The following is a 20,725-nucleotide window of genomic DNA, read 5'->3' as shown; positions in this document are numbered from 1 at the left end:
CCGGTCAACGGCGGGACAGGCGCCCGTGGGTTCGAACCCGTCGAAGTGGTCGCCGGGCCCACGGTCCGATAGTTCCGCTACCCGAGCTCGAACGGCCGGTCGACCAGGGCGACCAGCCTCTTCGGCGCCAGGACGCAGTAGCTTTCCGTGAGCAACTCGGCGACCTCGTCCCAGCCAACGCCTTCGTCGAGCACCATGCCAACGACGTCGGCGCCCCAGCCCGGCTTGAAGAACGGGTGGCCGCTGGCGATCAGCCCGGCGATCTCGTCGCCGGGCGACCGGAACGTCAGTACGCAGATCGGCTGGTCGGTCGCGGCAGCTCGGGCGTAGGCCAGCTGGTGGTCGGGGTCGACCGAGAGCACGTGGGCGAACGTGCGTTTGCGGATCCGCCAGCGCGTTCCCACCCACGCTGGCTCCTCGTAGGTCTCCGGCAGCCCGAGGCAGACGGGCCGGAGCCGGTCGAGGATCTCGGGTGGGACGTCTCCAGGGCCAGTCACGCACGGGACGCTACCCGGCCCCTCCGACAGGCCCCGCCCAGCGGAATGCTGACCCAGGGGCTTGTTCACGCCATCCGGGTCCTCGACGGGTGACGAGTGTCCGACGCCAGGCAGCCGATTCGTCGTACCGGAGAGTACGACCGACTGAGACCGATGAGTGTCGGCGTGGTGGACGGTCTAACGGAGCGGATCGTCAAACAAGACGGAAGGATGAGGGCATGAGCGGCGTACGGGTGCTGGTAGGCACGCGCAAGGGTGCGTTCACGTTGACTTCGGACGGCAGCCGCGGGGACTGGACGGTTGACGGACCTCACTTCGGCGGCTGGGAGATCTACCACCTCACCGGGTCGCCGGCGGACCCGAACCGGCTCTACGCGTCCCAGTCCGGCGGCTGGTTCGGTCAGTTGATCCAGCGCTCGGACGATGGCGGCCGGACCTGGGCCACGGTCGGCAACGACTTCGCCTACTCCGGCGAGGTCGGCGAGCACCTGTGGTACGACGGCACCCCACGCCCGTGGGAGTTCAAGCGCGTCTGGCACCTCGAGCCGTCACGCGACGACCCCGATACCGTGTACGCGGGTGCGGAGGACGCCGCCCTCTACGTGTCCACGGACGGCGGTCTGAAGTGGAAAGAACTCACCGCCCTTCGTAAGCACCCGACCGGGCCGACGTGGCAGCCCGGCGCCGGCGGCATGTGCCTGCACACGATCATCCTGGACCCGGCGAACAAGGACCGGATCTACGTCGCCATCTCGGCGGCGGGCGCGTTCCGGAGCGACGACGCCGGCGCCAGCTGGCTGCCGATCAACAAGGGCCTGCGCTCCGGGGAGATCCCCGACCAGGACGCCGAGGTCGGCCACTGCGTGCACCACATCACCCAGCACCCGTCCCGGCCGGACACGCTGTTCATGCAGAAGCACTGGGACGTCATGCGCAGCGACGACGCCGGTGCGAACTGGCGCGAGGTCAGCGGCGACCTGCCGTCGGACTTCGGGTTCCCGATCGCGGTGCACGCGCACGAGCCGGAGACCATCTACGTCGTGCCGATCAAGAGCGATTCCGAGCACTTCCCGCCGGAGGGCAAGCTGCGCGTCTACCGCAGCCGCACCGGTGGCAACGACTGGGAGCCGTTGACCAAGGGTCTGCCGCAGTCCGACTGCTACGTCAACGTGTACCGCGACGCGATGGCGGTCGACACGCTCGACCCGTGCGGGATCTACTTCGGCACCACCGGTGGCCAGGTCTACCACTCGGCGGACGGTGGCGACAGCTGGGCGCCCATCGCACGGGACCTGCCGGCCGTGCTCTCCGTGGAAGTCCAGGTGCTGCCGTGATCCGGGTCGTCCTCCCGGCGCACCTGAAGAACCTGGCTCACGTCAGCGGCGAGGTATGTCTCGAGGTGCCCGATCCGGGTGCCGGGCAGGTCACCCAGCGCCTGGTATTGGACACCCTCGAGGCGCAATACCCGATGCTGCTCGGCACCATCCGCGACCGCCACAACGGCAAGCGCCGCCCGTTCGTCCGCTTCTACGCCTGTGAGGAGGACCTGTCCAACGACTCGCCCGACACACCACTACCTGAGCGGGTCATCGCCGGCGAGGAACCGTTCATCGTCCTCGGGGCGATGGCCGGGGGATAGCCGGGCATTCAGGCGACAGGCGTTCGGAGTTTTTGACCGAGCCGAAGGATCATGGCGTCGAGATCCGGTGCTACCCCGCATGACCGGGCCGCGGAAAGTTGTCCTTCAGCGACCCGGGCATGTCGACGGCGGGTCGAGGCCCGACGGGCCTACCGGCTGCTCTTGAGATTCCGGCAGAGCTTGTCGGGATCACGAACGAAGTCCATCCGCTTGTCCCGCGCCCGGGAGAAGTCGTCGATCATGTGCTGCACCTCGCCGGGGGTGAACCGTCGGTCCTCGTCGCCCTCCTTCTTCAGCCAGTTGATCACTTCGTCGTAGTTCTTCCAGTCCCGCTTGCCCATCAGTCGCTCGATGTCGGAAACCTCGTAGTCCTTCTGCATCGCCTGGCTGGCCGGGTCGTGGATCTTCATAACCTGCTCCTCCCGTGTGACGGTGCTTCGTCGCGCGATTGCCCGAGGCGTACGCGAGCAAACGCCCGCGGTACGCCTCAGGCCCGGAGCCAGGAGTACGGGACGCTCGGACGGGTGTCCCGCCGGAGATGCATGAGCCGCAGCGTTGGCCTCGCCGTTTCGGGGTACGCGGCGCGAATGGCCGAGCTACTGGAGGACGGCGACATCTACTTCCTCTACCGTCCTCGGGTCGAGGAGGAGCACGTCGACTCCCTGGAAGAGGTCCAGCGGCTGCTGGTGGTGATGCACCCGTGGCACGGCCGCCATCTGCGGCTACTCGTGGTCGGGCGGAAGCGTCTCCCCGAGATCGATGAGCACGACCGCTTCTGGGCGTTCGTCGACACGGTGGTGGACCGGCCTGAGCAGCTGCACGAGGCCCTGCAGGCACGTGAGTACCGGACGAGGACCCGTGGCAGGCGGGAGCAGCCGCCCGCCCGGCCGGCGGCGGAGGGGGCGTACGTGATCGCGCGGCACGACGACCACACCCATCTCGCGTACGAACTCGAACTGCCCACGCGTCCCGGCGAGGCGCAGCACGAACTCGGCATCGAGACGGAGGCGAGCTACATCGTCACGGTGAAGAACCCGCAGGCACCCTCCCCGCCCGGAGTCGGCCTGCGTGGGTCCCAAAAGGTCAAGCTGCCCGCCGCGCTGCAGGGAAAGTTCCACAATCGTCGCTTCGCCCCGCTCGACCCGCCCGACTTTCTCGACCACCCCGGGACCGAGATGGTGCTCATCGGTGCGGCCCACGACGCCTCCGAGGAGTTGCGGATCGACCTGGACGCGGAGGTCGAGCGAGCGGAGCGGAGCACGATTTTCGGGGATCTGCGGATCGGACGCCGGGAGCGCCCCGTCGCTCCGCTCTTCACGGGTGAGTGGGCCTGAGTCCTCCACCTGAGCCACGAGACCTTGCGGCGCTCGCGACTCAGGCGGCCCCGGCTACCGCTTCTTCTTGAGTTTGGGAGGCAGCGTCGCGACGTACGCCTGAGCCTTGTTGACCCACCCGGTCGCCTGCTCGGTGGTGAACGACGGGGGCAGCGACAGGTATCCACCCATCGGGCGCTCGGCTGGGCCGAACGGTTCCACGCCCTCGATCGTCGCCAGCTCGGCCAGGTCCTCGGCGGCGAGCTTCACCCCGACCGACGAGCCGAACAGCCCGGCGAACATGTTGCCGTTCACGAACGCGCCGAGGTTGCCGAACATCGGCTTGACCTCGACCCCTGGGGCGTCGGGGATGACGGACCGGAAGAACTGCTTGTCAGCGTCGGTGGGCTTGGGCATCTGCATCGTCGGATTCTGTCATCCGGCCACGGGGCGACGGCCGGTGAAAGCGGCCAGCCGCTCCATCGGGTCGGCGCCCTTGGGCGGGGCGACCTCGTCGCTGAACGCGGCACCGCGGGCGCCGGGGACGATCTGCTCGGCGAGCTTGTGGACGTAGGCCACGACCTCGTCGCTGACGACCAGGGGAGTGCCGCTGCCCTGGGCCATGTCCCACGCGTGCAGCAGGAATTCCACCGGCATGATGCCCGCCGCGAACGTGGCCGGCATTTCGCCGCCGCCGGGGGCGGGGACGGTGCCGTCGAGTCCGCGGGCGCGCCATCCCTCGATGGCCTGCGCCGCCATGGTGGCGACCCGGTTCTCCAGCGAACCCGTCTCGGGGTTCACGACCTTGACGCCGGCCATCGAGCCGAAGGCGACCATGGAGCCGAACAGGTGCTCGGCGAGGTCGTGGCAGGTGAAGTCCGCGCAGGGGGTCTGCTTGGGGCGGTCCTCGGAGGTCAGCTGGCGCAGGACCGTCTGGAGTGCGGCCAGGGTGGCGTCGGCGGCGGACAGTTCGTCGAGCCGCTCGGGAGCAGCGGACCACTCGTCGGGGCCGGCGTCCCCGGCGACGGCGGCCTTCTCGAGACGGCCGAAGTAGTGGTTCCAGCCCTCGGCGTGCATCGCCGCCTGCTGGTCGGTCAGCCCCTCGTGGGTGAGGGTGACCTGGGTGCCGTCGGCGACCGGTTCGATCGTGATCGAGACGGTCGAGGCGTCGGGGGCGAGGTCGGGGTTGCCTTCCCAACCCCAGCCGAACACGACACGCTTGCCGGGCTCGACCTCGCGGAAGGTGCCGGCCGCCACGTGGCCGGGGGTGATGGTCCAGCGGTAGTCACCGCCCACGCGGAGGTCGACGCGGGCCGACACGGTCTGCCAGCGGCGCAGCCGCTCCGGCTCGGTGATGAGAGCGAATGCCTCGTCGATGTCGACGGGCAGGACGACGGTCTTGGTGAACATCAGTGGCCTCTTTCGATCCGTTGAGATTTCAGGGCGCGTGCGTCGGCGACCAACAGGTCGAGCTCGGCGGTCCAGAACCGGTCGATCTCGGCCTGCAGCTGACGGAGTCCGTCGGGAACGACCCGGTAGATGCGTTCCCGGCCGACCTTCTCGGCCTCCACCAGGCCGACGTCCGCCAGTAGCAGCAGATGCTGGGAGATCGCCGACCGGGTGACCGTGAACTCCGCCGCGATGCTGCTCACCGTGCGGGGCTGCGACGCGAGCAGCTGCAGGATCCGTCGCCGGGTGGGCTCAGCAGCGGCAGACAACGCGTCGATCACCAGAAACACGTTAGCGACGGCTAACGCGTTTGTCAAAACGCTCCGCGCCGCTGCGTCAGCCGCCACCCGACCCGGCGGAGACCACCGTCCCGCGGGTGTGCCGGCGCCGCGAGAGGGTACGCGCGCTGCCAATGGGACCCGGGGAGGCGTGGATGGCGATCGAGGCGCCCGACTACTTCCAGCCCGAGGGTGGGCTGGTGCTCACGCATCTGCTGATCGTGCGGGATGTGGACCGGTCACGGGAGTTCTACCAGCGGGTGCTGGGAGCGACGGTGGTGCGGGAACGCCAGCCGGCGATCCTGCGGTTCCACAACAGTTACATCGTGATCAACAACGAAGGCGGTCCGACCGATGACAAGCCGGACGTACAGGCACAGGCGCCGCCGGATCCGAACACGCTCAGCGGCGCGATGAACATCCGGGTCACCGACGTCCGCGCGGTCTATGAGCAGTGGCGGTCACGGGGTGGGGAGTTCCTCACCGAGCCGAAGGACCATGGCGTCGAGATCCGGTGCTATCTGCGGGATCCGGACGGCTACCTGATCGAGCTCGGTCAGGGCACCGGGATCCTCGCCGAGATGGGTCGGGCCGCCTCCGCCTGACCCTGACGATCGACTCATACCGACGGCAAGGCCGCGCCGGGCGACCTCCACGGGCGCCGTTTTGCCGGACATCGCTCGGGTAAGCGGCGCTCGTCGCCTCAACGGCGAGGACGCGACGCACGGTCCGGAAGGAGAACCCGTGAACTACGCCGAGTTTCTCGAAGCGGTGGGACAGCGGGCGGGAATGCCAGCGGCGGAGGCGGCGAACGTCATCCGAGCCACCCTCACGACATTGGCGGAACGGATCAGTGGCGGCGAGGCCCGCGACCTGGCCGCGCAGCTCCCCGAGGAGTTCCGGGGGTACCTGCACAAGGAATTGGACTTCGGCGAACGGCTCGATCTCGTGGAGTTCCTCAATGAGGTACGGGCGCGCACGGGAATGGATGACCAGCGGGCCGCTGAGGGAGCCCGCGCGGTATTGGCCACCCTGCGCGAGGCGGTGAGCGCCGAGGAACTCAAGGACCTGGAATCCGAGCTGCCAAAGGACATCCGGCAGCTGCTCCATCCGGTACGCCGAGTCGAAGCGTGACCCCGAGCCAATCCCTGCGGGGCCGGGCTACTGGTGGAGGGGAAGGGTCGCCACGCCGCGCCCCGTCTCGAGCGCGTCCAGCAGCACCGGCAGCGCCCGGTGCAGCTCCCGCTGCCAGTACGGCCAACTGTGGGTGCCGGGGCCGTAGAAGTCGGTCTCGACAGCGACGCCCAGCTCGCGCAGTTGATCGACGAATTCGAGGTTCTCCTGGTAGATGAGCGCCTCCAGGCTGTTGGTCCGCCCCGGCGGGTCGAAGGGCCCCCCGGCGGTGCCGTCGCCACTGGCCACGAAGAGCGCCGTGTGCCGCAACTGCCTCGCCAGGTAGTACGGGTCGTGGTCCTGCCAGATGTCCCGTTGCGCCACCGGGTCGCCCCAGAGGGCGTACGGGTCCAGCCCGGTGCGCGCCCGAGGAACGGCAGCCAGTACGACGGGTCCCGCAACGGGTGCACGACGCCGCTGAAGGACGCCGCCGCCCGGAACATGCCCGGGTTGCGGGCCGCGTACGACATCGCCCCGAAGCCCCCCATCGAGAGGCCTGCCACCACGCGCTTCGAGCCCGCGCCGTACCCCCGCTCGAGGATCGCGTCGTCCTGGAAGAAGGTGGGCCGGGTCGGCCTGAACCAGGGTCCTGTCGAACACCGCCGCGCCCTTCGGCGGCGTGAAGGCCAGCGGGTTCGGTTGCGAGGGCGGCCGGGAAGGCATCGACGAGTACGTCGACACGAAGTACGTTTCGGTCGCCGTCAGCTGATCCGGTACGGCATCTGCGCCGCCGGGTTGAGCGGTTCGGTCGGCCGCGCCGCTGGTTCTCGTCCGCATCGGTGACCCGGTTCGCGCGACTCTCCGACACTGTTGGTGTCCGCTGGGTGACTGCGCGCCTACAGCGTTCTGGTTAGACAGGCAGTGAGAGTTGCGGTAGCGCCGGAGGTGGAACATGGGCGGCTACGTGAACCAGGACGGCGGAGGCTGGACCGAGCTGCGGGTTCACGGCGTGTCCGGTACTCCGCCTGAGCGCATGCTGGCGCACCCGCACGCCGTGCGGGTGGCGGGGGATGCCGAGGCGGGCTTCCACCGCCGACAGTGGGAAGCGAAGCAGACCTCCACCGATACGGGGGATGAGCGGGTTGAGGCGTACTCGTGGGGCGCGTTGACCGCGGGCAGTGGGCAGCGAGCCCTGTGGCTGCTGCTTACGCCGTTCCTGCTGGTCAATGTCGCCTTCTTTGCTCTGCCGTACGCCGGCGTCGATGACGGGCGCAAGCTATCCCGGCGGACGGCAGAGGCGGTGCAGCGGTTGTTCGCGCTGTCGATCACGCTCACGCTCGTCCTGTCCGTCGTCCTGGTCTCCATGGACTTCTTCGGGTGGCAGTGTGTGCGGCAGTCGCGCGACTGCACGGACCGGGTCTCGTGGCTGGGCTTCCTGTCCTGGTCGTGGCTTGGCCTCCCCGGACGGCGCATCGCGGTGACCGCTGCGCTGCCACTGGCCGTGGTCGGGTTGTTGTGGTGGTTGGCGAACAAGACGTGGCAGCAACTGGAGGCAACGACCGTGCCGCCTGCCGGCGCGGAGGAGCAGGACAGGACACCGCTGGAAGACCGCCGGATGTGGAATGGCGCGAGTCAGGTGCGGCGGCTCCGAGCCGCCCATGTCGCTGCCGGCTTCGCGCTGGTCGGCGTCTTGCTGCTCGCGCCCTTCGTCGGTCACGGCCACGTTCTTCGCGCTGTTCAGCCCGGGCCGGCCGTGGATTCGATCTGGTCTGAGGCGGCGATGGTCCTGTTCGGGCTCGCGCTGTGCCTGCTCGGCCTGACCGTGGTGCTGGTCTGCCTACCCAATGATCGCCCTACACCGGGCGACGACGGTGAACATCGCCGTGGGCGCGACCTCTACACGCTGTTGCCGTGGCTGGCTCTGGTCGTGAGCGTCCTCGGAGCGGTGGTGGCCTGGCAGCCCCATGTCAACGCAGCGGTGCCCGTGTCCGGCGCTGCACGTTCGCAGCTGCCGTGGCTCGTGGGGACGGTCCAGGTGCTCGCGGCGGTTCAGGTTGTCCTGCTGCTGATCATGCTGATCCTCCTGCTGGTGCATCGCGTTCAGACATGGCGAGCGAGGCCGGCGGCCGACCAGTCACCGGCGTGGTTCGGCCTCGCGGCGCCGGTGCTGATGATGGCGGCGGTGGCACTCGCCGGCGCCTTCGCCGCCGGCCTGGCCCTGACGGTGGCACATGTGCTGGGCAAGCCGGCGCCGACCGACCGGTCTCCTGACACATTCGTCGTCCCGCTGGTGTTCTTCTGGGGCGCCGCGCTTGCGGTTCCGGTGGCCGCGACGGCCCTGCTGCTGGCGGGCGTCGGGCTGTGGCTGGTGCGCCGCAATACCAAGAAGATGCTGCGCGACGAGGTTGCCCGTGCCTACCCGGCCGTCGAAATCAAGAAGGCCCTCGATGCGCCCGATCTCCCGGAGCACGCGGAGACGCTGCGGCGGGCGCGCAACATCGCTGCCGCCTGGTCCCGCGCAACTGTCAGCGATGTGGGTGGACGGATCACCGGTGCGTTCGCCGTCCTGCTGGCCGCTCTGACCGCCGCCGGCGTGGTCGGCTACCTGGTCGACCGGAGCTGGGTCTACGCACACGCCCGCTGGGCGGTCAACATCGGCGACCTGATCGTGGGTGGCTTCGCGGCCGGCCTCCTCTACGTCGGGCGCCAGGCGTACCGCAACCCCGGGTTCCGCCGGACCGTCGGCGTTCTGTGGGACCTCGGTACGTTCTGGCCACGCGCCACGCATCCACTCGCGCCGCCCTGCTACGCCGAGCGGGCGGTCCCCGATCTGATCAAGCGCATCAACTACCTCGGCTGCACCCGCGGTGGTCGGGTCCTGCTGTCGTGTCACTCCCAGGGCACCGTCATCGGGGCGGCTGTGGTCATGCAACTGACCTACACGGAAAGCTCGCGAGTTGCCCTGCTCACCTACGGCAGCCCGCTGCGTCGGCTCTACGCACGCTTCTTCCCGGCCTACTTCGGACCTCTCGCGTTGCGCCGTGCCGGTGCCTTCCTGCTGGGCAAGCCGCTGGACATCACCGACGGCGCCCGCCCGCGCTGGCCATGGCGCAACCTCTACCGGCCCAGCGACCCGATCGGCGGGTGGATTCTGCGCGACTTCGATGCGGTCGAGATCAGCACCGACGAGTGGACTGCCGATGGCCGCATTGGCGACAACCAGGACATCGACCGGCGAATGATCGACCCGATGTTCGCCAGGATGGCAGGGGACGGCTCGTATCCGGCCACGCGCGGACACTCCGGCTACGCCGACGAACCTGCTTACCGGGCGTCGGTCGAGATCCTCCGCGAGCTACGCGTGCCGCCGGGGCCACGCGGGTGATGCGCTGAGCGAGCACTCCCGCCTGGCGGGGCCGTCCGGACGGCAGCACGATCGGCGTCGTACGACAGCGGCGCGCTGGCGGCACGGCGTACCCGTGCCGGTCACGGGGTCAGCGGGCCAGAGCGGCGAATTTCACCAGCGTTCGCTATTGAAATCCTGGCCGCGAGGGTCCAGGATCATGATTAACGGCGAGGACCATTGGCGAAAATGGAGGAATGCGGCGTGGAACCTGCGCATCGCGCTCGAGGGCGGCTGACGTGACCATCGCACCGGCCCCACGTCGCGTCGACCAGCAGCCGGCGCGCGACCTGGTCGCCGCCGAGCAGGCCGCCGCGCGGTTTCTGGCCGCACTCGGCATCGACCTGGACTCGGAGAGCCTGCGTGGCACGCCGGGCCGGATGGCCAGGGCGTACGCGGAGCTGCTCACCGCGCGTCCGTTCGACCTGACCACCTTCCCCAACGACGAGGGCTACGACGAACTGGTGCTGGCCCGCTCCATCCCGATCCGGTCGGTGTGCGAACACCACCTGTTGCCGTTCGTCGGTGTCGCGCACGTCGGCTACCTGCCGGGCGACCGGATCCTCGGGCTGTCCAAACTCGCCCGCGTCGTGGAGCTCTTCGCCCACCGTCCCCAGGTGCAGGAGCGGCTGACCAAGCAGGTGGCGGACTGGCTGGCCCTCGAACTGGCGCCCAAGGGCGTCGGCGTCGTCATCGAGGCGGAGCATCTGTGCATGACGTTGCGTGGGGTGCGGGCCGTCGGCGCCACCACCGTGACCTCCACCCTGCTCGGGACCCTGCGGGACGACGCCCGCTCCCGGGCCGAGTTCTTCTCCCTCACCGGAGCCCACTGACACGATTCGGAGACGCGGCATGGAGAACTTCGTCATCGTCGGCGCCGGCCTCGCCGGCGCCAAGGCCGCCCAGACCCTGCGCGAGGAGGGCTTCGAGGGCCGGGTGGTCCTGCTCGGCGAGGAACCCGAACGGCCCTACGAACGGCCACCGCTGTCCAAGGGCCTGCTGCTGGAGACCACGCCGCGGCGTGACGTGTACGTGCACGACGCCGGCTGGTACGAGGCGAACAGCGTCGACCTGCGGACCGCGACCCGGGTCACCGGCATCGACCGCGACGCCCGCCAGGTCGTCCTGGCCGACGGCGAGCGGCTCGGGTACGACAAGCTGCTGCTGACCGCCGGCTCGACGCCCCGCCGCCTGGACGTTCCCGGCGCCGACCTGGACGGCGTGCTGTACCTGCGTACCCTGGCGGACTCCGATCGGATCGCCGAAGCCCTCACCGACCAGGCCCACCTCGTGGTGATCGGTGCCGGCTGGATCGGCCTGGAGATCGCCGCCGCCGCCCGCCGGCACGGCGCCGCGGTGACCGTGGTGGAAACCGCCGACCTGCCGTTGCAGCGGGTCCTCGGCGACGAGGTCGCCCGGGTCTTCGCCGACCTGCACGGCCGCCACGGCGTCACCTTCCACTTCGGCGTCGGGGTCCGGCAACTGCGCGGCACCGGGCGGGTGTCCTCGGTCCTGCTGACCGACGGCACCGAACTGGCCGCCGACACCGTCGTCGTCGGCGTGGGCATCCAGCCCAACGTGCAGTTGGCCGAGACGGCGGGCCTGAAGGTGGAGAACGGCATCCTCACCGACGCCCGGCTGCTCACCTCCGACCCGCACATTTACGCCGCGGGTGACGTGGCCAACGCCTACCACCCGCTGCTTGGCCGGCACATCCGCGTGGAGCACTGGGCGAACGCGCTCAACGGCGGGCCGGCCGCGGCGCGGTCGATGCTGGGCCAGCAGGTCGAGTACGCCCGCCTGCCGTACTTCTTCTCCGACCAGTACGACCTGGGGATGGAGTATTCGGGGTGGGTGGCACCGGACGGCTACGACCGGGTGGTGTTCCGCGGCGATCCGGCCGGGGTGGACGGCAGGGTGCCGGAGTTCATGGCGTTCTGGGTCTCCGACGGTCGGGTCCTGGCCGGGATGAACGCCAACGTGTGGGACGTGACCGACCAGATCCAGACGCTGGTGCGGGCCGGCCATGGGGGCAGGGCCGTCGACCTGGCCAGGCTTGCCGACCCGAGGGTGCCGCTCGGCGATGTGCTGAGCTGAGGAGGCGTGCCGCTGAGCGGGGGAGCGGCGGCGAGCCGGGTCAGGCCGGATGGATCTGTACGCAGCAGGCGCCGGGGCTGGGCGCCAGCCGCGCGTGGAGGTCCGTCCGGCCGAGCCCGTCGAGCAGACCGGCGATGAAGGCCTGGTTCAGGCCGCACACCAGCTCGGTCTGCTGGGCGGCGAGTTCGTGGAAGGGGCAGTTCCGCAGCCGGATCAGCTCGTCGTCGTCGGCCGGTTCGAAGCCGAGCTCGGCCAGCACGGCCGCGACCGGCCCGCCGCCGGCGACCTGACGGCCGATGGTCACGCCCCGGTGCTCCGCCAGGCGGAGCGCCGCCGCCCTGGCGTCGGTGGGATCCTCGGCGACGGCCTGGGCGAGGATCTCGCCGATCAGGTCGTAGCGGCGCTCCGGGATGGTCAGTGCGATGCAGCCCGGCGCCGCCTCGTACACCTTCGGCGTTCGACCACGGCCGCGCGGCTGGTCGGTCGGCGCCTCGTACCGAGCCTGCAGCAGCCCGGCGCCGACCAGCTTGTCCAGGTGAAAGGCCGCCAGGTTGCGCGAGATGTGCTGTGCCTCGGCGGCCTCGTCCCGCGTCACCGGGTGGTCCTGGCTGCGGACGTAGTCATACAGCGCCCGTCGTACCTGGTCGACGAGGGCCGTCACCGCCTGCCAGGGGGCCGTTGCCATGCCGGAAGTTTATCACCAGCAGGTCTTGTTGAAATTACCTCGGCCAGACTCCCGCGCAGCCGCACCTCCGGCTCGCCGTACGCCTCCTCGACCCGGGTACCGCCGTCGGGCCTCCAGCCCTGCACCGCGTAGAAAGCGCGAGCGGCATGGTTTCCGGCGAACACCCACAACGTCGCCGTGGCGTAACCGGCGGCCCGCAGCTCCCGGGATGCGGCGTGCAGCAGCGTTCCACCCAGCCCGAGGCCGTGCGCGTCCGGGTGCACGTACAGGCTGAACACGTGTCCGTGACGCGCGTCGTCCGGGTCCGCGCCGAAGCGCACGACACCGCGAACCCCGTGCCCCGCCACGTCGGCGACCAGCACGCCGTCGGGCGCAGCCGCGAGGATGCGTCGCCACAGCGCCACCGCGCTCGCCTCGTCGTAGCGGGCCCGCACCTGCGGCGGCAGCAGGTCGGCGTACGACCGGTGCCAGCAGGCCAGGAAGACGGCGCCGGCGGTGTCCGCGTCGGCCGCCACCCCGGGCCGGAGCCGCACCGGTGCGGTCACGAGCCGGACGGGGCGAGCTGCGCGGACCGGTCGGTCACCTGCCCGGCGGCCACGTGGCAGGCCACCTCGCGGCCGGTCGCGAGCGGCAGCAACGCCGGGTCGAGCTGACGGCAGGCGTCCTGTGCCAGCGGGCAGCGGGGGTGGAACGGGCAGCCGGACGGCGGGGCGGCCGGGTTGGGCACCTCACCGGAGACGGTGGCCTCGATCGGCTGGGACAGCTCCGGGTTGGGCGCCGGAACCGCGGCGCACAGGGCGGCGGTGTACGGGTGCTGCGGGTTGTCCAGCACCGACTTCCAGTCGCCGATCTCGACGACCCGACCGAGGTACATCACGGCGACCCGGTCGCTGATGTGCCGCACCATGGCCACGTCGTGGCTGATGAACACGTAGCTGAGGCCCAGGTCGCGGCGCAGGTTGACCAGCAGGTTCATGATCTCGGCCCGGACCGACACGTCGAGCGCCGACACCGGCTCGTCGAGCAGCAGCACCTTCGGCTCCACCGCGAGGGCCCGGGCGATGCCGACCCGCTGCCGCTGCCCGCCGGAGAGCTCGTGCGGGTAGCGCGCGGCGAACGCCGCGCCCAGCCCGACCATCTCCAGCAGCTCGCCGACCCGCCGCTCGCGCTGTCGGCCGTCGGCGAGCCGGTGCACGGCCAGCACCTCGCCGAGCGCCTGGCCGACGCGCAGCCGCGGGTTGAGCGAGGAGTACGGGTCCTGGAACAGCATCTGGATGTGCCGGCGCTGCTGGCGCAGCGCCGGGCCCCGCAGCGCGGTCAGGTCCACCCCGTCCAGCTCCACCCGGCCGGACGTCGGATCCTCGAGCCGCACCAGCAGCTTGGCCAGGGTCGACTTGCCGCAGCCGGACTCGCCGACGATGCCGAGGGTCTCGCCGTCCCCGACGGTCAGCGAGACCCCGGCGAGGGCGTGCACGACGGCGTCGCCGCCCCGCACCGGGTAGTCCTTGACCAGGTCGGTCGCCGTGAGCATCAGTCTCTCCACTCGTGCGGGGGCACCCAGCACGCGGCTCGTCCCTGCATCCGCGTCTGCAGGGGAGGGCGGGTCGCGCACGCGTCGACGGCCTGCGAGCACCGTGGCCGGAACGGGCATCCCTCGACCGGGTCGGTGGCGGCCGGCGGCCGTCCGGGGATCTGGGCCAGCGGCGGCCGGTCGTCGTCGCTCGGGTCGGGCAGGGCGGCCAGCAACGCCTTCGTGTACGGGTGCTGCGGAGCGCTGAACACCTGCCGCACGGGCGCGTCCTCGACCACGTGGCCCGCGTACATCACCACCACCCGGTCGACCAGGCGCGCCACCACACCGAGGTCGTGGGTGACCCAGATCGTGGTCATGCCGAGTTCCCGGCGCAGTTCGTCGATCAGCGCCAGGATCTGCTGTTGGATGGTCACGTCCAGCGCGGTGGTGGGCTCGTCGGCGATGAGCAGCCGGGGGCGCATCGCCAGCGCGCAGGCGATCATCACCCGCTGCCGCATCCCGCCGGAGAACTCGTGCGGATAGGCCCGCGCGGTGCGCTTCGGATCGGGGATGCCGACCCGGGCCAGCAGGTCGAGCATCCGCCGGCCCGCCTCGGCCTTCGGCACGCCGTGCGCGGTCATCGCCTCGATGACCTGGTCGCCGACGCGCATCAGCGGGTTGAGCGACGTCATCGGGTCCTGGTAGATCATCGCCGCGTCGTTGCCGCGGATCGCGCGCAGCTCCCGCTCGGACAGCGCGGTCAGGTCGCGGTCAGCGAGCCGCACGGTCCCACCGGAGACGCGCAGCGGCTCGGCGAGCAGGCCCATCACAGCCAGCATGGTCAGGGACTTGCCGGAGCCGCTCTCGCCGACCACGGCGACGGTCTGCCCGGCCTCGACGGTCAGGTCGACCCCGTGCACGATCTCCCGGTCGGCGCCGCCGGACCGGGCCGACACGCGCAGGTCCGCCAGCTCGAGAAGGGCGTTCATCAGGCGGCTCCGGTCAGGCGCAGCCCGGTGGGGGCGGTGGGCAGCGGCTCGGGCAGGCGCAGGGGAGTGGCGCCGGGCACGATGGCGCCGAGCACCCGGGCGCCGGTGGCGCCGGTGCACGACGGGACGGTGCCGGGCAGGCCGTGCGCGGTGTGCCAGCCGATCAGCGCGAAGGCGATGGCCTCCTTGGTGTCGGTCGGCGCGCCGAACTCGGCGGTGGTCGTGACCCGCACCCCGGTCAGCCGCTCCCGCAGCATCGCCATCAGCGTCGGATTGGCGCATCCCCCGCCGGAGGCGACGAGGGTGTCGACCCGGTGGCGGCGAACCTGGTCGGCGACGGTCTGCGCGGTCAGCGCCGTGAGGGTCGCGGCGATGTCCGCGTCCGACAGACCGGGGTGCGTCGTCAGTGCTGTCTCCAGGTAGTCGGCGTGGAAGAGTTCCTTGCCGGTGGTCTTCGGCGGGTCGAGCCGGTAGTACGGCTCGGCGAGCAGCTCGGTGAGCAGGGCGTCGTCCACCCTGCCGCCGGCGGCGAGGCCGCCGTCCTCGTCGTATCGCAGCCGGCCCCGGCTGGCCCGCACGACGGCGGCGTCGATCAGCGCGTTCGCCGGCCCGGTGTCGTAGGCCACCGGGCCGCCACCACTAAGCGGCCGCAGCACGGTCATGTTGGCGATGCCGCCCAGGTTGAGGCCGGCCGGCCGGCCCGGCAGGCCGGACAGCAGCATGACGTCCATCATCGACACCAGCGGCGCGCCCTGACCCCCGGCGACCACGTCCCGCACCCGCACGTCGGCGACGACCGGAACGCGGGTGCGCTCGGCGACCCAGGCCGGCTGCCCGATCTGCAGGGTGCCGCGCACCTGTCGCCCCTCCACCCAGTGATAGACGGTCTGTCCGTGCGAGCAGATCAGGTCGATGCCGCCGGCCCGCTCGGCCGCCTCGGCGGCCACCTCGGCGAACGCCTGACCGATCAGCGTGTCCAGTTCGCACGCCTCGGCGAAGGTCAGCGCCGACGGGGGCAGGGCCCGCATCAGCCGGACGCGCAGGTCCTCCGGGTAGGGCGAACTCCCCGCGTACTCGACGGTGCCGTGCAGCACACCGTCGCGCAGCGTGAAATCGACGGCCGCCACGTCGATGCCGTCGTGGGACGTACCGGAAATCATGCCCAGGACCTTCACGCCCCCGCCTCCAACGCCTCGCGCAGCCGACCGCCGCTCGCCGCCAGCCGCTGCCGTGGATCCGCCCCGGTCGAGCGGTCGAGCATCAGGATCGCCGTCTTCACATCGAGCCCGGCGCGGTCGAGCGCCGCCTCGGCAGCGGCGCGGGAAACCCCGGTGACCCGCCGGATGATGCGGACCGCCCGATCGCGGAGCTTCACGTTGGTCACCCGCAGGTCGACCATCAAATTCCCGTACGTCTTGCCCAGCCGGACCATCGAGATCGTCGAGATCATGTTGAGCACCAGCTTCTGGGCCGTGCCCGCCTTCAGCCGGGTCGAGCCGGCCAGCACCTCGGGGCCGACGAGCACCTCGATCGCCCGGTCGGCGGCGGCGCTCAGCGGCGTGCCGGCATTGCATGACAGCCCGACCGTCAGCGCGCCCCGCGCGCGGGCCGCCCGCACCGCCGCCAGGACATAGGGCGTACGGCCGCTCGCCGAGACACCGACCACCGCGTCGGCGGCCGTGACCTCGCATTCGGCGATCACCGCCGCACCGGCCGCCTCGTCGTCCTCGACGCCCTCCTGCGAGGCGACCAACGCCTGCATGCCGCCGGCGATGACGGCGCGCACCAGTTCCGGCGGGGTGCTGAACGTCGGTGGGCACTCCGACGCGTCGAGCACCCCCATCCGGCCGGCGGTGCCCGCCCCGACGTAGAGCAGCCGACCGCCGGCCGCCAGCCGGTCGGCGACCCCCTCGATGGCCGGCACGATCTGCGGCAGCGCCGCACGCACGGCGCCGGGCACGGTCGCGTCGGCGTCGTTCATGACCACCGCCAACTGCGCGACCGACGCGGTGTCGAGGCCGGCGTACCGGTCGTCGACCTGTTCGGTCAGCAGGTCACCAAGGCGATCCGTCATGCGTTGCGTCCATTTCTCGGGTCGAGTGCGTCGCGCAGCCCGTCGCCGAGCAGATTGAGCCCGACCACGAAGGTCACGATGACGGCGCCCGGCGCCGCCAGGTTCCACCAGGCCGTACCGGCCAGGATCTTGGCGTCGAAGACCATCGACCCCAGCGACGGCGCGGGCGGCGGGCTGCCCAGGCCGAGGAAACTCAACGCGGCCTCGGTGAGCACCGCCCACGACAGCGACAGGGTCACCTGCACGATGACGATGGCGGCGAGGTTCGGCAGCAGATGACGCAGCAGGATCCGCCAGGTCGGGATGCCGAGCACCCGGGCCGCCTTGATGAAGTCGGTCTCGCGCAGCGACAGCACCGGCCCGCGGCTGACCCGGACGAAGATCGGCACGTAGACGATGGCGATCGCGATCGCGATGGTCAGCCAGTTGCGGGTGAACGTGGCCGCGAGAGTCAGCGCCAGCAGCAGCGGCGGGAAGGCGAAGAGCACGTTCGTCACGGCCAGCACCGGCCCGCGTACCCGGCCGCCGTAGAAGCCCGCGCAGATGCCGGCGGTGGTGCCGACGAGGGCGGAGAGGAAGACCGCGACGACGGCGACGCGCAGCGAGTTGCCCACGCCGGCCAGGGAACGGGAGAAGACGTCGCGGCCGAACTGGTCGGTGCCGAACCAGTACTGGGCCGACGGCGGCTGCAGGCGGGCCTGCGGGTGCTGGGCGATCGGGTCGTACGGGGTCATCCCGAGCAGGGCGGTGCCCGCGGCGACGACGACGAGCGCCACCAGCACCGCGCCGACCAGACCGGCGGGGCTGCGCAGCAGTCGCCGCCACGCCGCCGTGCGGGTCGGCGGTGCGGCGACCGGCACCTGCTGCCCGGCGACGGCGGCCGTCATGCCGGCACTCCGCCGCGCCTCGTGCCGGGCTCGTTCATGCGGCACGCACCCGGGGGTCGATGACCCGGTAGAGCAGGTCGGTGAGGAGGTTGACCACGACGAACGTGGTCGCGATCACCAGCACGGTGCTCTGCACCACGGCGTACTCCTTCTGTTGGATGCCCGCGAGGACCTGCCGCCCGAGGCCCGGCACGGAGAAGATCTGCTCGACCACGACGGCGCCGCCGAGGAGGTAGCCGAACTGGATGCCGGTCATGGTGACGATCGGGTTCAGCGCGTTGTGCAGCACGTGGCGCACCCGCAGCCGCCGCGGTGCGACGCCCTTGCCGCGGGCGGTGCGGACGAAGTCCTGGGTCTGCACCTCCAGCAGTGCCGACCGTGCGGTGCGCATGATCGGGGCCGCGAGTCCGAAGCCGAGGACCAGCGCCGGAAAGAGCATCTGCTGCAGGTTCAGCAGCGGGTCCTCGGTGAAGTGGGCGAAACCCTGGGCATTGGGGTTGTAGTGCGCGTACTTGGAGATCAGGGTGAGCAGCGCGGCGCCGAGGAGGAAGTTCGGCACGGACAGGGCCGCCAGGCCGACGACCTGACCGAACCCGTCGCGGATGCCGTTGGGGCGCGACGCGGAGAGCATGGCCAGCGGCACCCCGATCAGCAGACCGATGATGGTGGCCAGGACCGCCAGCTCCATCGTCACCGGCAGAGCGCTCGCGGTCATCTCCAGGACGGAGGCGCCCGCTCGGCGGGAGAAGCCGAGGTTGCCGGTGAGCACGTTGCCCAGCCAGGAGAAGAACTGCAGGATCAGCGGCTGGTCGAGGCCGTAGTACGCGCGCAGGGATGCCTGCTGCTCGGGGCTGAGCCCGGCGGCCTCGGTGCCGAGGGTGGCGGTGATCTCGTCGCCGGGAATCGCCCGCAGAGTGGTGAAGACCAGCACCGCGACCCCGAAGAGGGTGAGCACCGTCTCCACGAGCCTGCGGATCAGCGGGTGACGTGCGATGGACCGCACCGGCACCTCCTTGGGTGAGGGTCCTGCCGGGCGGTGCGTGCACCGCCCGGCAGGTCGTGCGGTCACTGCAGCGAGATCTCGCGCAGGTTCTGCAGGGAGCCGTTCGCCAGGGGGGTGAAGCCCGAGACGCCCTGGGTGGTCGCGGTGTAGCCGTAGCTCGAGAACAGCCACACCCAGACCGCGTTGTCCTCCAGGTGCCGGGAGACCTGGGTGTAGATCTCCTTACGCTTGGCGGGGTCGGTGGTCGCCTTGCCCTCCGCGAGGAGCTTGTCGAGCTCCGGCGAGGAGTAGCCGGCGACCTTGTTCAGGTTGCCGGTGCTGGTGAAGTAGCGCCCGTACATGCCGTCCGGGTCCGGGCGGCCGCCGTTGAGCGCCACGGCCGCGCTGAAGTCGGCGGCGATCCACTTGTCCACGAACGCGCCGGACTCCAGCGTCTGGAGGTCGAGGTTGATGCCGGCCTCCTTGAGCTGGGCCTGCAGGTTCTGCGCCTCGTTGACGGAGGTGGCGTACTCGCCCTGGGAGACGATCGCGGGGATGGTGACGCCGTTGGCGAGGCCGGCGCCGGCCAGCAACTGCTTGGCCTTGGCCACGTCGCGGGTCGCGCAGGGGCGCGCGTTCGGGTCGGACTTGTACGCGGGGGAGGTGATCGGCCCGGTCACCTCGCCCTCACCGAGCGCGGCCGTGTCCAGCACCTGCTTCCGGTCGATCGCGCAGGAGATGGCGAGCCGTACGTCCCGCTTGTCCAGCGGCGCCTTGCGGGCGTTGAGCTGCAGCACGTGGTACGACAGGCTCGGCGTCTTGGTCACCTTGAGCCCGCTGCCCTCGGCCGACCTGGCCACCAGCGGATCGTCGAGCGTGGCGAACTGGACGTTGCCCGACTGCAGGGCCGCGACGACCGAGGTCTGGTCCGGGATGATGCGGAACTCGAGGCCGCCCAGTTTCGGCTTGCCACCCCAGTAGTCGCCGTTGGCGGTCAGCTTCACCGACTGGCCGGCGGTGCGGCTGTCGAACTTGAAGGCGCCGGTGCCGTTGGGCTTCTGGGCGACCGACTCCGAGGTGTCGTCCTTGGACAGCATCGCCAGGTTGGTGGTGGCGAGCCCGGCGAGCAGGCCCGCGTCCGGTGCCGTCAGGTGCAGGACGGCGGTCTGCGGGTCGGGCGCGTCGACCGACTGGATCGACTTGACCGTGGCCGCGGCCACCGCCGCGGTCTCCGGCTTCTGGATGCGCTCGATCGACGACTTGACGTCCGCGGAGGTGAACGGCTTGCCGTCGTGGAACTTCACGCCCTGACGCAGCGTCAGGGTCAGCGTCTTGTTCTCGTCGGCGTACTGCCACTTCTCGGCCAGGCCGGGCTTGACGTTGAGGTCACCGTCGAGCTCGGTGAGCGTGCCGTACATCTGCTCGAGCAGGTGCACCGCCTGGAACTGGGTGGCCTTCCACGGGTCGAGCGTGTTGGGGTCGGCGGTGTAGCCGACCACCAGCGTGCCGCCGCCGGTCGACCCTTCCTTGCCGGGTGTGCCGCTGGAGCAGCCCGTCGCGACGAGGGCGGCGGCCGCGACGGCCACCAGACACCTGGTCGCTGGTGAGCTCAGCGTGCTGGGGAGCTTCACGTTCCTTCCCTCCGGTATGCCACGGCCGCATCGCCGCGAGTGCCACTGGCGCCGCATTTCCGCCGTCGTCGGCAGCCGTACGCCTCGGCGACCGAGTATCAGTCGGTTACGAAAGCGGTGTCAATAGTTTCCGGCGCAACGGTGCAGGATGAAAGAAGTTGCCGGCTACGCTATG

At 70.8% G+C, this 20,725-nt stretch carries 24 protein-coding genes and 1 pseudogene; 9 read left to right on the top strand and 16 right to left on the bottom strand.

Translation table 11 applies throughout. The annotated features are described in order from the left end of the window. Positions 1-77: 77 nt before the first annotated feature. The gene (locus ACTWO6_RS18735; protein ID WP_446215126.1) at positions 78-497 is read right to left on the bottom strand and encodes an MmcQ/YjbR family DNA-binding protein; all 420 of its coding nucleotides are present in this window, start codon (positions 495-497) and stop codon (positions 78-80) included. A gap of 218 nt (positions 498-715) precedes the next feature. On the opposite strand from ACTWO6_RS18735, the gene ACTWO6_RS18730 reads away from it, so the two are divergent. Both ACTWO6_RS18730 and ACTWO6_RS18725 read left to right on the top strand, forming a co-directional pair. Then, positions 716-1,831, top strand: a complete 1,116-nt coding sequence (locus tag ACTWO6_RS18730; RefSeq protein WP_446215125.1) for a WD40/YVTN/BNR-like repeat-containing protein — start codon at positions 716-718, stop codon at positions 1,829-1,831. Beyond that, on the top strand, positions 1,828-2,136 hold the full coding sequence (locus ACTWO6_RS18725; protein ID WP_446215124.1) for a MoaD/ThiS family protein: 309 nt from the start codon (positions 1,828-1,830) through the stop codon (positions 2,134-2,136). Before ACTWO6_RS18730 ends, ACTWO6_RS18725 begins: the two co-directional genes overlap by 4 nt. A gap of 149 nt (positions 2,137-2,285) precedes the next feature. Here ACTWO6_RS18725 and ACTWO6_RS18720 read toward each other — a convergent pair whose 3' ends face one another. Continuing rightward, positions 2,286-2,546: a hypothetical protein gene (locus ACTWO6_RS18720; RefSeq protein WP_446215123.1), complete on the bottom strand. Its 261-nt coding sequence runs from the start codon at positions 2,544-2,546 to the stop codon at positions 2,286-2,288. Between the two features lie 177 nt (positions 2,547-2,723). Between ACTWO6_RS18720 and ACTWO6_RS18715 the strand changes: the two genes are divergently transcribed. Next, a complete protein-coding gene (locus ACTWO6_RS18715) occupies positions 2,724-3,470 on the top strand; it encodes a hypothetical protein (protein WP_446215122.1) in 747 nt (248 codons plus the stop codon). A 54-nt stretch (positions 3,471-3,524) separates the two neighbouring features. Here the strand turns inward: ACTWO6_RS18715 and ACTWO6_RS18710 are convergent, their stop codons facing one another. The 3 genes from ACTWO6_RS18710 to ACTWO6_RS18700 are packed head-to-tail and all read right to left on the bottom strand — an operon-like array spanning position 3,525 to position 5,179. Continuing rightward, positions 3,525-3,872 carry a TfoX/Sxy family protein gene (locus tag ACTWO6_RS18710; RefSeq protein WP_446215121.1) on the bottom strand — a complete coding sequence of 116 codons (348 nt, stop codon included), beginning with the start codon at positions 3,870-3,872 and terminating at the stop codon, positions 3,525-3,527. Between the two features lie 12 nt (positions 3,873-3,884). Further along, positions 3,885-4,859 carry a TIGR03086 family metal-binding protein gene (locus ACTWO6_RS18705; protein WP_446215120.1) on the bottom strand — a complete coding sequence of 325 codons (975 nt, stop codon included), beginning with the start codon at positions 4,857-4,859 and terminating at the stop codon, positions 3,885-3,887. After that, the gene (locus ACTWO6_RS18700; protein WP_446215119.1) at positions 4,859-5,179 is read right to left on the bottom strand and encodes an ArsR/SmtB family transcription factor; all 321 of its coding nucleotides are present in this window, start codon (positions 5,177-5,179) and stop codon (positions 4,859-4,861) included. Before ACTWO6_RS18700 ends, ACTWO6_RS18705 begins: the two co-directional genes overlap by 1 nt. 152 nt (positions 5,180-5,331) lie before the next feature. On the opposite strand from ACTWO6_RS18700, the gene ACTWO6_RS18695 reads away from it, so the two are divergent. After that, positions 5,332-5,781: a VOC family protein gene (locus ACTWO6_RS18695; RefSeq protein ID WP_446215118.1), complete on the top strand. Its 450-nt coding sequence runs from the start codon at positions 5,332-5,334 to the stop codon at positions 5,779-5,781. Positions 5,782-5,920: 139 nt separating this feature from the next. Continuing rightward, the gene (locus ACTWO6_RS18690) at positions 5,921-6,310 is read left to right on the top strand and encodes a DUF2267 domain-containing protein (RefSeq protein ID WP_446215117.1); all 390 of its coding nucleotides are present in this window, start codon (positions 5,921-5,923) and stop codon (positions 6,308-6,310) included. Positions 6,311-6,337: 27 nt separating this feature from the next. On the opposite strand, the gene ACTWO6_RS18685 is transcribed toward ACTWO6_RS18690, so the two are convergent. Together ACTWO6_RS18685 and ACTWO6_RS18680 are read right to left on the bottom strand one after the other, a co-directional pair. Continuing rightward, entirely contained in the window at positions 6,338-6,673 is a 336-nt protein-coding gene (locus ACTWO6_RS18685; protein ID WP_446215116.1) for an alpha/beta hydrolase-fold protein, read from the bottom strand. A gap of 92 nt (positions 6,674-6,765) precedes the next feature. Beyond that, a pseudogene (locus ACTWO6_RS18680) lies at positions 6,766-6,921 on the bottom strand (alpha/beta hydrolase-fold protein); the annotation flags it as partial. Positions 6,922-6,968: 47 nt separating this feature from the next. Here ACTWO6_RS18680 and ACTWO6_RS18675 point away from each other — a divergent pair. From ACTWO6_RS18675 to ACTWO6_RS18660, 4 genes are all read left to right on the top strand, one after another. Then, a complete protein-coding gene (locus ACTWO6_RS18675) occupies positions 6,969-7,058 on the top strand; it encodes a hypothetical protein (RefSeq protein ID WP_446215115.1) in 90 nt (29 codons plus the stop codon). Between the two features lie 183 nt (positions 7,059-7,241). Then, positions 7,242-9,674: a hypothetical protein gene (locus ACTWO6_RS18670; protein ID WP_446215114.1), complete on the top strand. Its 2,433-nt coding sequence runs from the start codon at positions 7,242-7,244 to the stop codon at positions 9,672-9,674. Between the two features lie 257 nt (positions 9,675-9,931). Then, on the top strand, positions 9,932-10,525 hold the full coding sequence (gene folE, locus ACTWO6_RS18665; protein ID WP_446215113.1) for a GTP cyclohydrolase I FolE: 594 nt from the start codon (positions 9,932-9,934) through the stop codon (positions 10,523-10,525). A gap of 19 nt (positions 10,526-10,544) precedes the next feature. Further along, entirely contained in the window at positions 10,545-11,789 is a 1,245-nt protein-coding gene (locus ACTWO6_RS18660; protein ID WP_446215112.1) for an NAD(P)/FAD-dependent oxidoreductase, read from the top strand. A 40-nt stretch (positions 11,790-11,829) separates the two neighbouring features. Here ACTWO6_RS18660 and ACTWO6_RS18655 read toward each other — a convergent pair whose 3' ends face one another. The 9 genes from ACTWO6_RS18655 to ACTWO6_RS18615 form a co-directional block, all read right to left on the bottom strand. Then, positions 11,830-12,474 (bottom strand): helix-turn-helix transcriptional regulator, encoded by a 645-nt coding sequence (locus tag ACTWO6_RS18655; RefSeq protein WP_446215111.1) that lies wholly within the window; start codon positions 12,472-12,474, stop codon positions 11,830-11,832. Beyond that, a complete protein-coding gene (locus ACTWO6_RS18650; protein ID WP_446215110.1) occupies positions 12,447-13,019 on the bottom strand; it encodes an N-acetyltransferase family protein in 573 nt (190 codons plus the stop codon). Before ACTWO6_RS18650 ends, ACTWO6_RS18655 begins: the two co-directional genes overlap by 28 nt. Next, the gene (locus ACTWO6_RS18645) at positions 13,016-14,005 is read right to left on the bottom strand and encodes an ABC transporter ATP-binding protein (RefSeq protein WP_446215109.1); all 990 of its coding nucleotides are present in this window, start codon (positions 14,003-14,005) and stop codon (positions 13,016-13,018) included. The genes ACTWO6_RS18650 and ACTWO6_RS18645 overlap by 4 nt, the downstream gene beginning before the upstream one ends. Next, positions 14,005-14,976: an ABC transporter ATP-binding protein gene (locus tag ACTWO6_RS18640; RefSeq protein ID WP_446215108.1), complete on the bottom strand. Its 972-nt coding sequence runs from the start codon at positions 14,974-14,976 to the stop codon at positions 14,005-14,007. Before ACTWO6_RS18640 ends, ACTWO6_RS18645 begins: the two co-directional genes overlap by 1 nt. After that, on the bottom strand, positions 14,976-16,136 hold the full coding sequence (locus ACTWO6_RS18635) for an anhydro-N-acetylmuramic acid kinase (RefSeq protein WP_446215107.1): 1,161 nt from the start codon (positions 16,134-16,136) through the stop codon (positions 14,976-14,978). The genes ACTWO6_RS18640 and ACTWO6_RS18635 overlap by 1 nt, the downstream gene beginning before the upstream one ends. Positions 16,137-16,147: 11 nt before the next feature. After that, positions 16,148-17,050 carry an N-acetylmuramic acid 6-phosphate etherase gene (murQ, locus tag ACTWO6_RS18630; protein WP_446215106.1) on the bottom strand — a complete coding sequence of 301 codons (903 nt, stop codon included), beginning with the start codon at positions 17,048-17,050 and terminating at the stop codon, positions 16,148-16,150. Beyond that, on the bottom strand, positions 17,047-17,937 hold the full coding sequence (locus ACTWO6_RS18625; RefSeq protein WP_446215105.1) for an ABC transporter permease: 891 nt from the start codon (positions 17,935-17,937) through the stop codon (positions 17,047-17,049). Before ACTWO6_RS18625 ends, murQ begins: the two co-directional genes overlap by 4 nt. Before the next feature lie 34 nt (positions 17,938-17,971). Further along, a complete protein-coding gene (locus ACTWO6_RS18620; protein WP_446215104.1) occupies positions 17,972-18,940 on the bottom strand; it encodes an ABC transporter permease in 969 nt (322 codons plus the stop codon). 62 nt (positions 18,941-19,002) lie between these two features. Continuing rightward, entirely contained in the window at positions 19,003-20,550 is a 1,548-nt protein-coding gene (locus ACTWO6_RS18615) for an ABC transporter substrate-binding protein (RefSeq protein WP_446215103.1), read from the bottom strand. Positions 20,551-20,725: the final 175 nt, after the last annotated feature.

It is taken from the genome of Micromonospora sp. IBHARD004, assembly GCF_052814115.1.
The sequence above is the reverse complement of the archived record's forward strand: the minus strand, read 5'-3'. Positions and strand labels throughout refer to the sequence as shown.

Bases quoted from the DNA above. Each gene is read 5' to 3' on its own strand.
- ACTWO6_RS18715 (WP_446215122.1), top strand. From the start codon at position 2,724: ATGGCCGAGCTACTGGAGGACGGCGACATCTACTTCCTCTACCGTCCT.
- ACTWO6_RS18635 (WP_446215107.1), bottom strand. From the start codon at position 16,136: ATGATTTCCGGTACGTCCCACGACGGCATCGACGTGGCGGCCGTCGAT.
- murQ (WP_446215106.1), bottom strand. From the start codon at position 17,050: ATGACGGATCGCCTTGGTGACCTGCTGACCGAACAGGTCGACGACCGG.
- ACTWO6_RS18670 (WP_446215114.1), top strand. From the start codon at position 7,242: ATGGGCGGCTACGTGAACCAGGACGGCGGAGGCTGGACCGAGCTGCGG.
- ACTWO6_RS18640 (WP_446215108.1), bottom strand. From the start codon at position 14,976: ATGAACGCCCTTCTCGAGCTGGCGGACCTGCGCGTGTCGGCCCGGTCC.
- ACTWO6_RS18625 (WP_446215105.1), bottom strand. From the start codon at position 17,937: ATGACGGCCGCCGTCGCCGGGCAGCAGGTGCCGGTCGCCGCACCGCCG.
- ACTWO6_RS18655 (WP_446215111.1), bottom strand. From the start codon at position 12,474: ATGGCAACGGCCCCCTGGCAGGCGGTGACGGCCCTCGTCGACCAGGTA.
- ACTWO6_RS18660 (WP_446215112.1), top strand. From the start codon at position 10,545: ATGGAGAACTTCGTCATCGTCGGCGCCGGCCTCGCCGGCGCCAAGGCC.
- ACTWO6_RS18645 (WP_446215109.1), bottom strand. From the start codon at position 14,005: ATGCTCACGGCGACCGACCTGGTCAAGGACTACCCGGTGCGGGGCGGC.
- ACTWO6_RS18705 (WP_446215120.1), bottom strand. From the start codon at position 4,859: ATGTTCACCAAGACCGTCGTCCTGCCCGTCGACATCGACGAGGCATTC.
- ACTWO6_RS18695 (WP_446215118.1), top strand. From the start codon at position 5,332: ATGGCGATCGAGGCGCCCGACTACTTCCAGCCCGAGGGTGGGCTGGTG.
- ACTWO6_RS18730 (WP_446215125.1), top strand. From the start codon at position 716: ATGAGCGGCGTACGGGTGCTGGTAGGCACGCGCAAGGGTGCGTTCACG.
- ACTWO6_RS18720 (WP_446215123.1), bottom strand. From the start codon at position 2,546: ATGAAGATCCACGACCCGGCCAGCCAGGCGATGCAGAAGGACTACGAG.
- ACTWO6_RS18710 (WP_446215121.1), bottom strand. From the start codon at position 3,872: ATGCAGATGCCCAAGCCCACCGACGCTGACAAGCAGTTCTTCCGGTCC.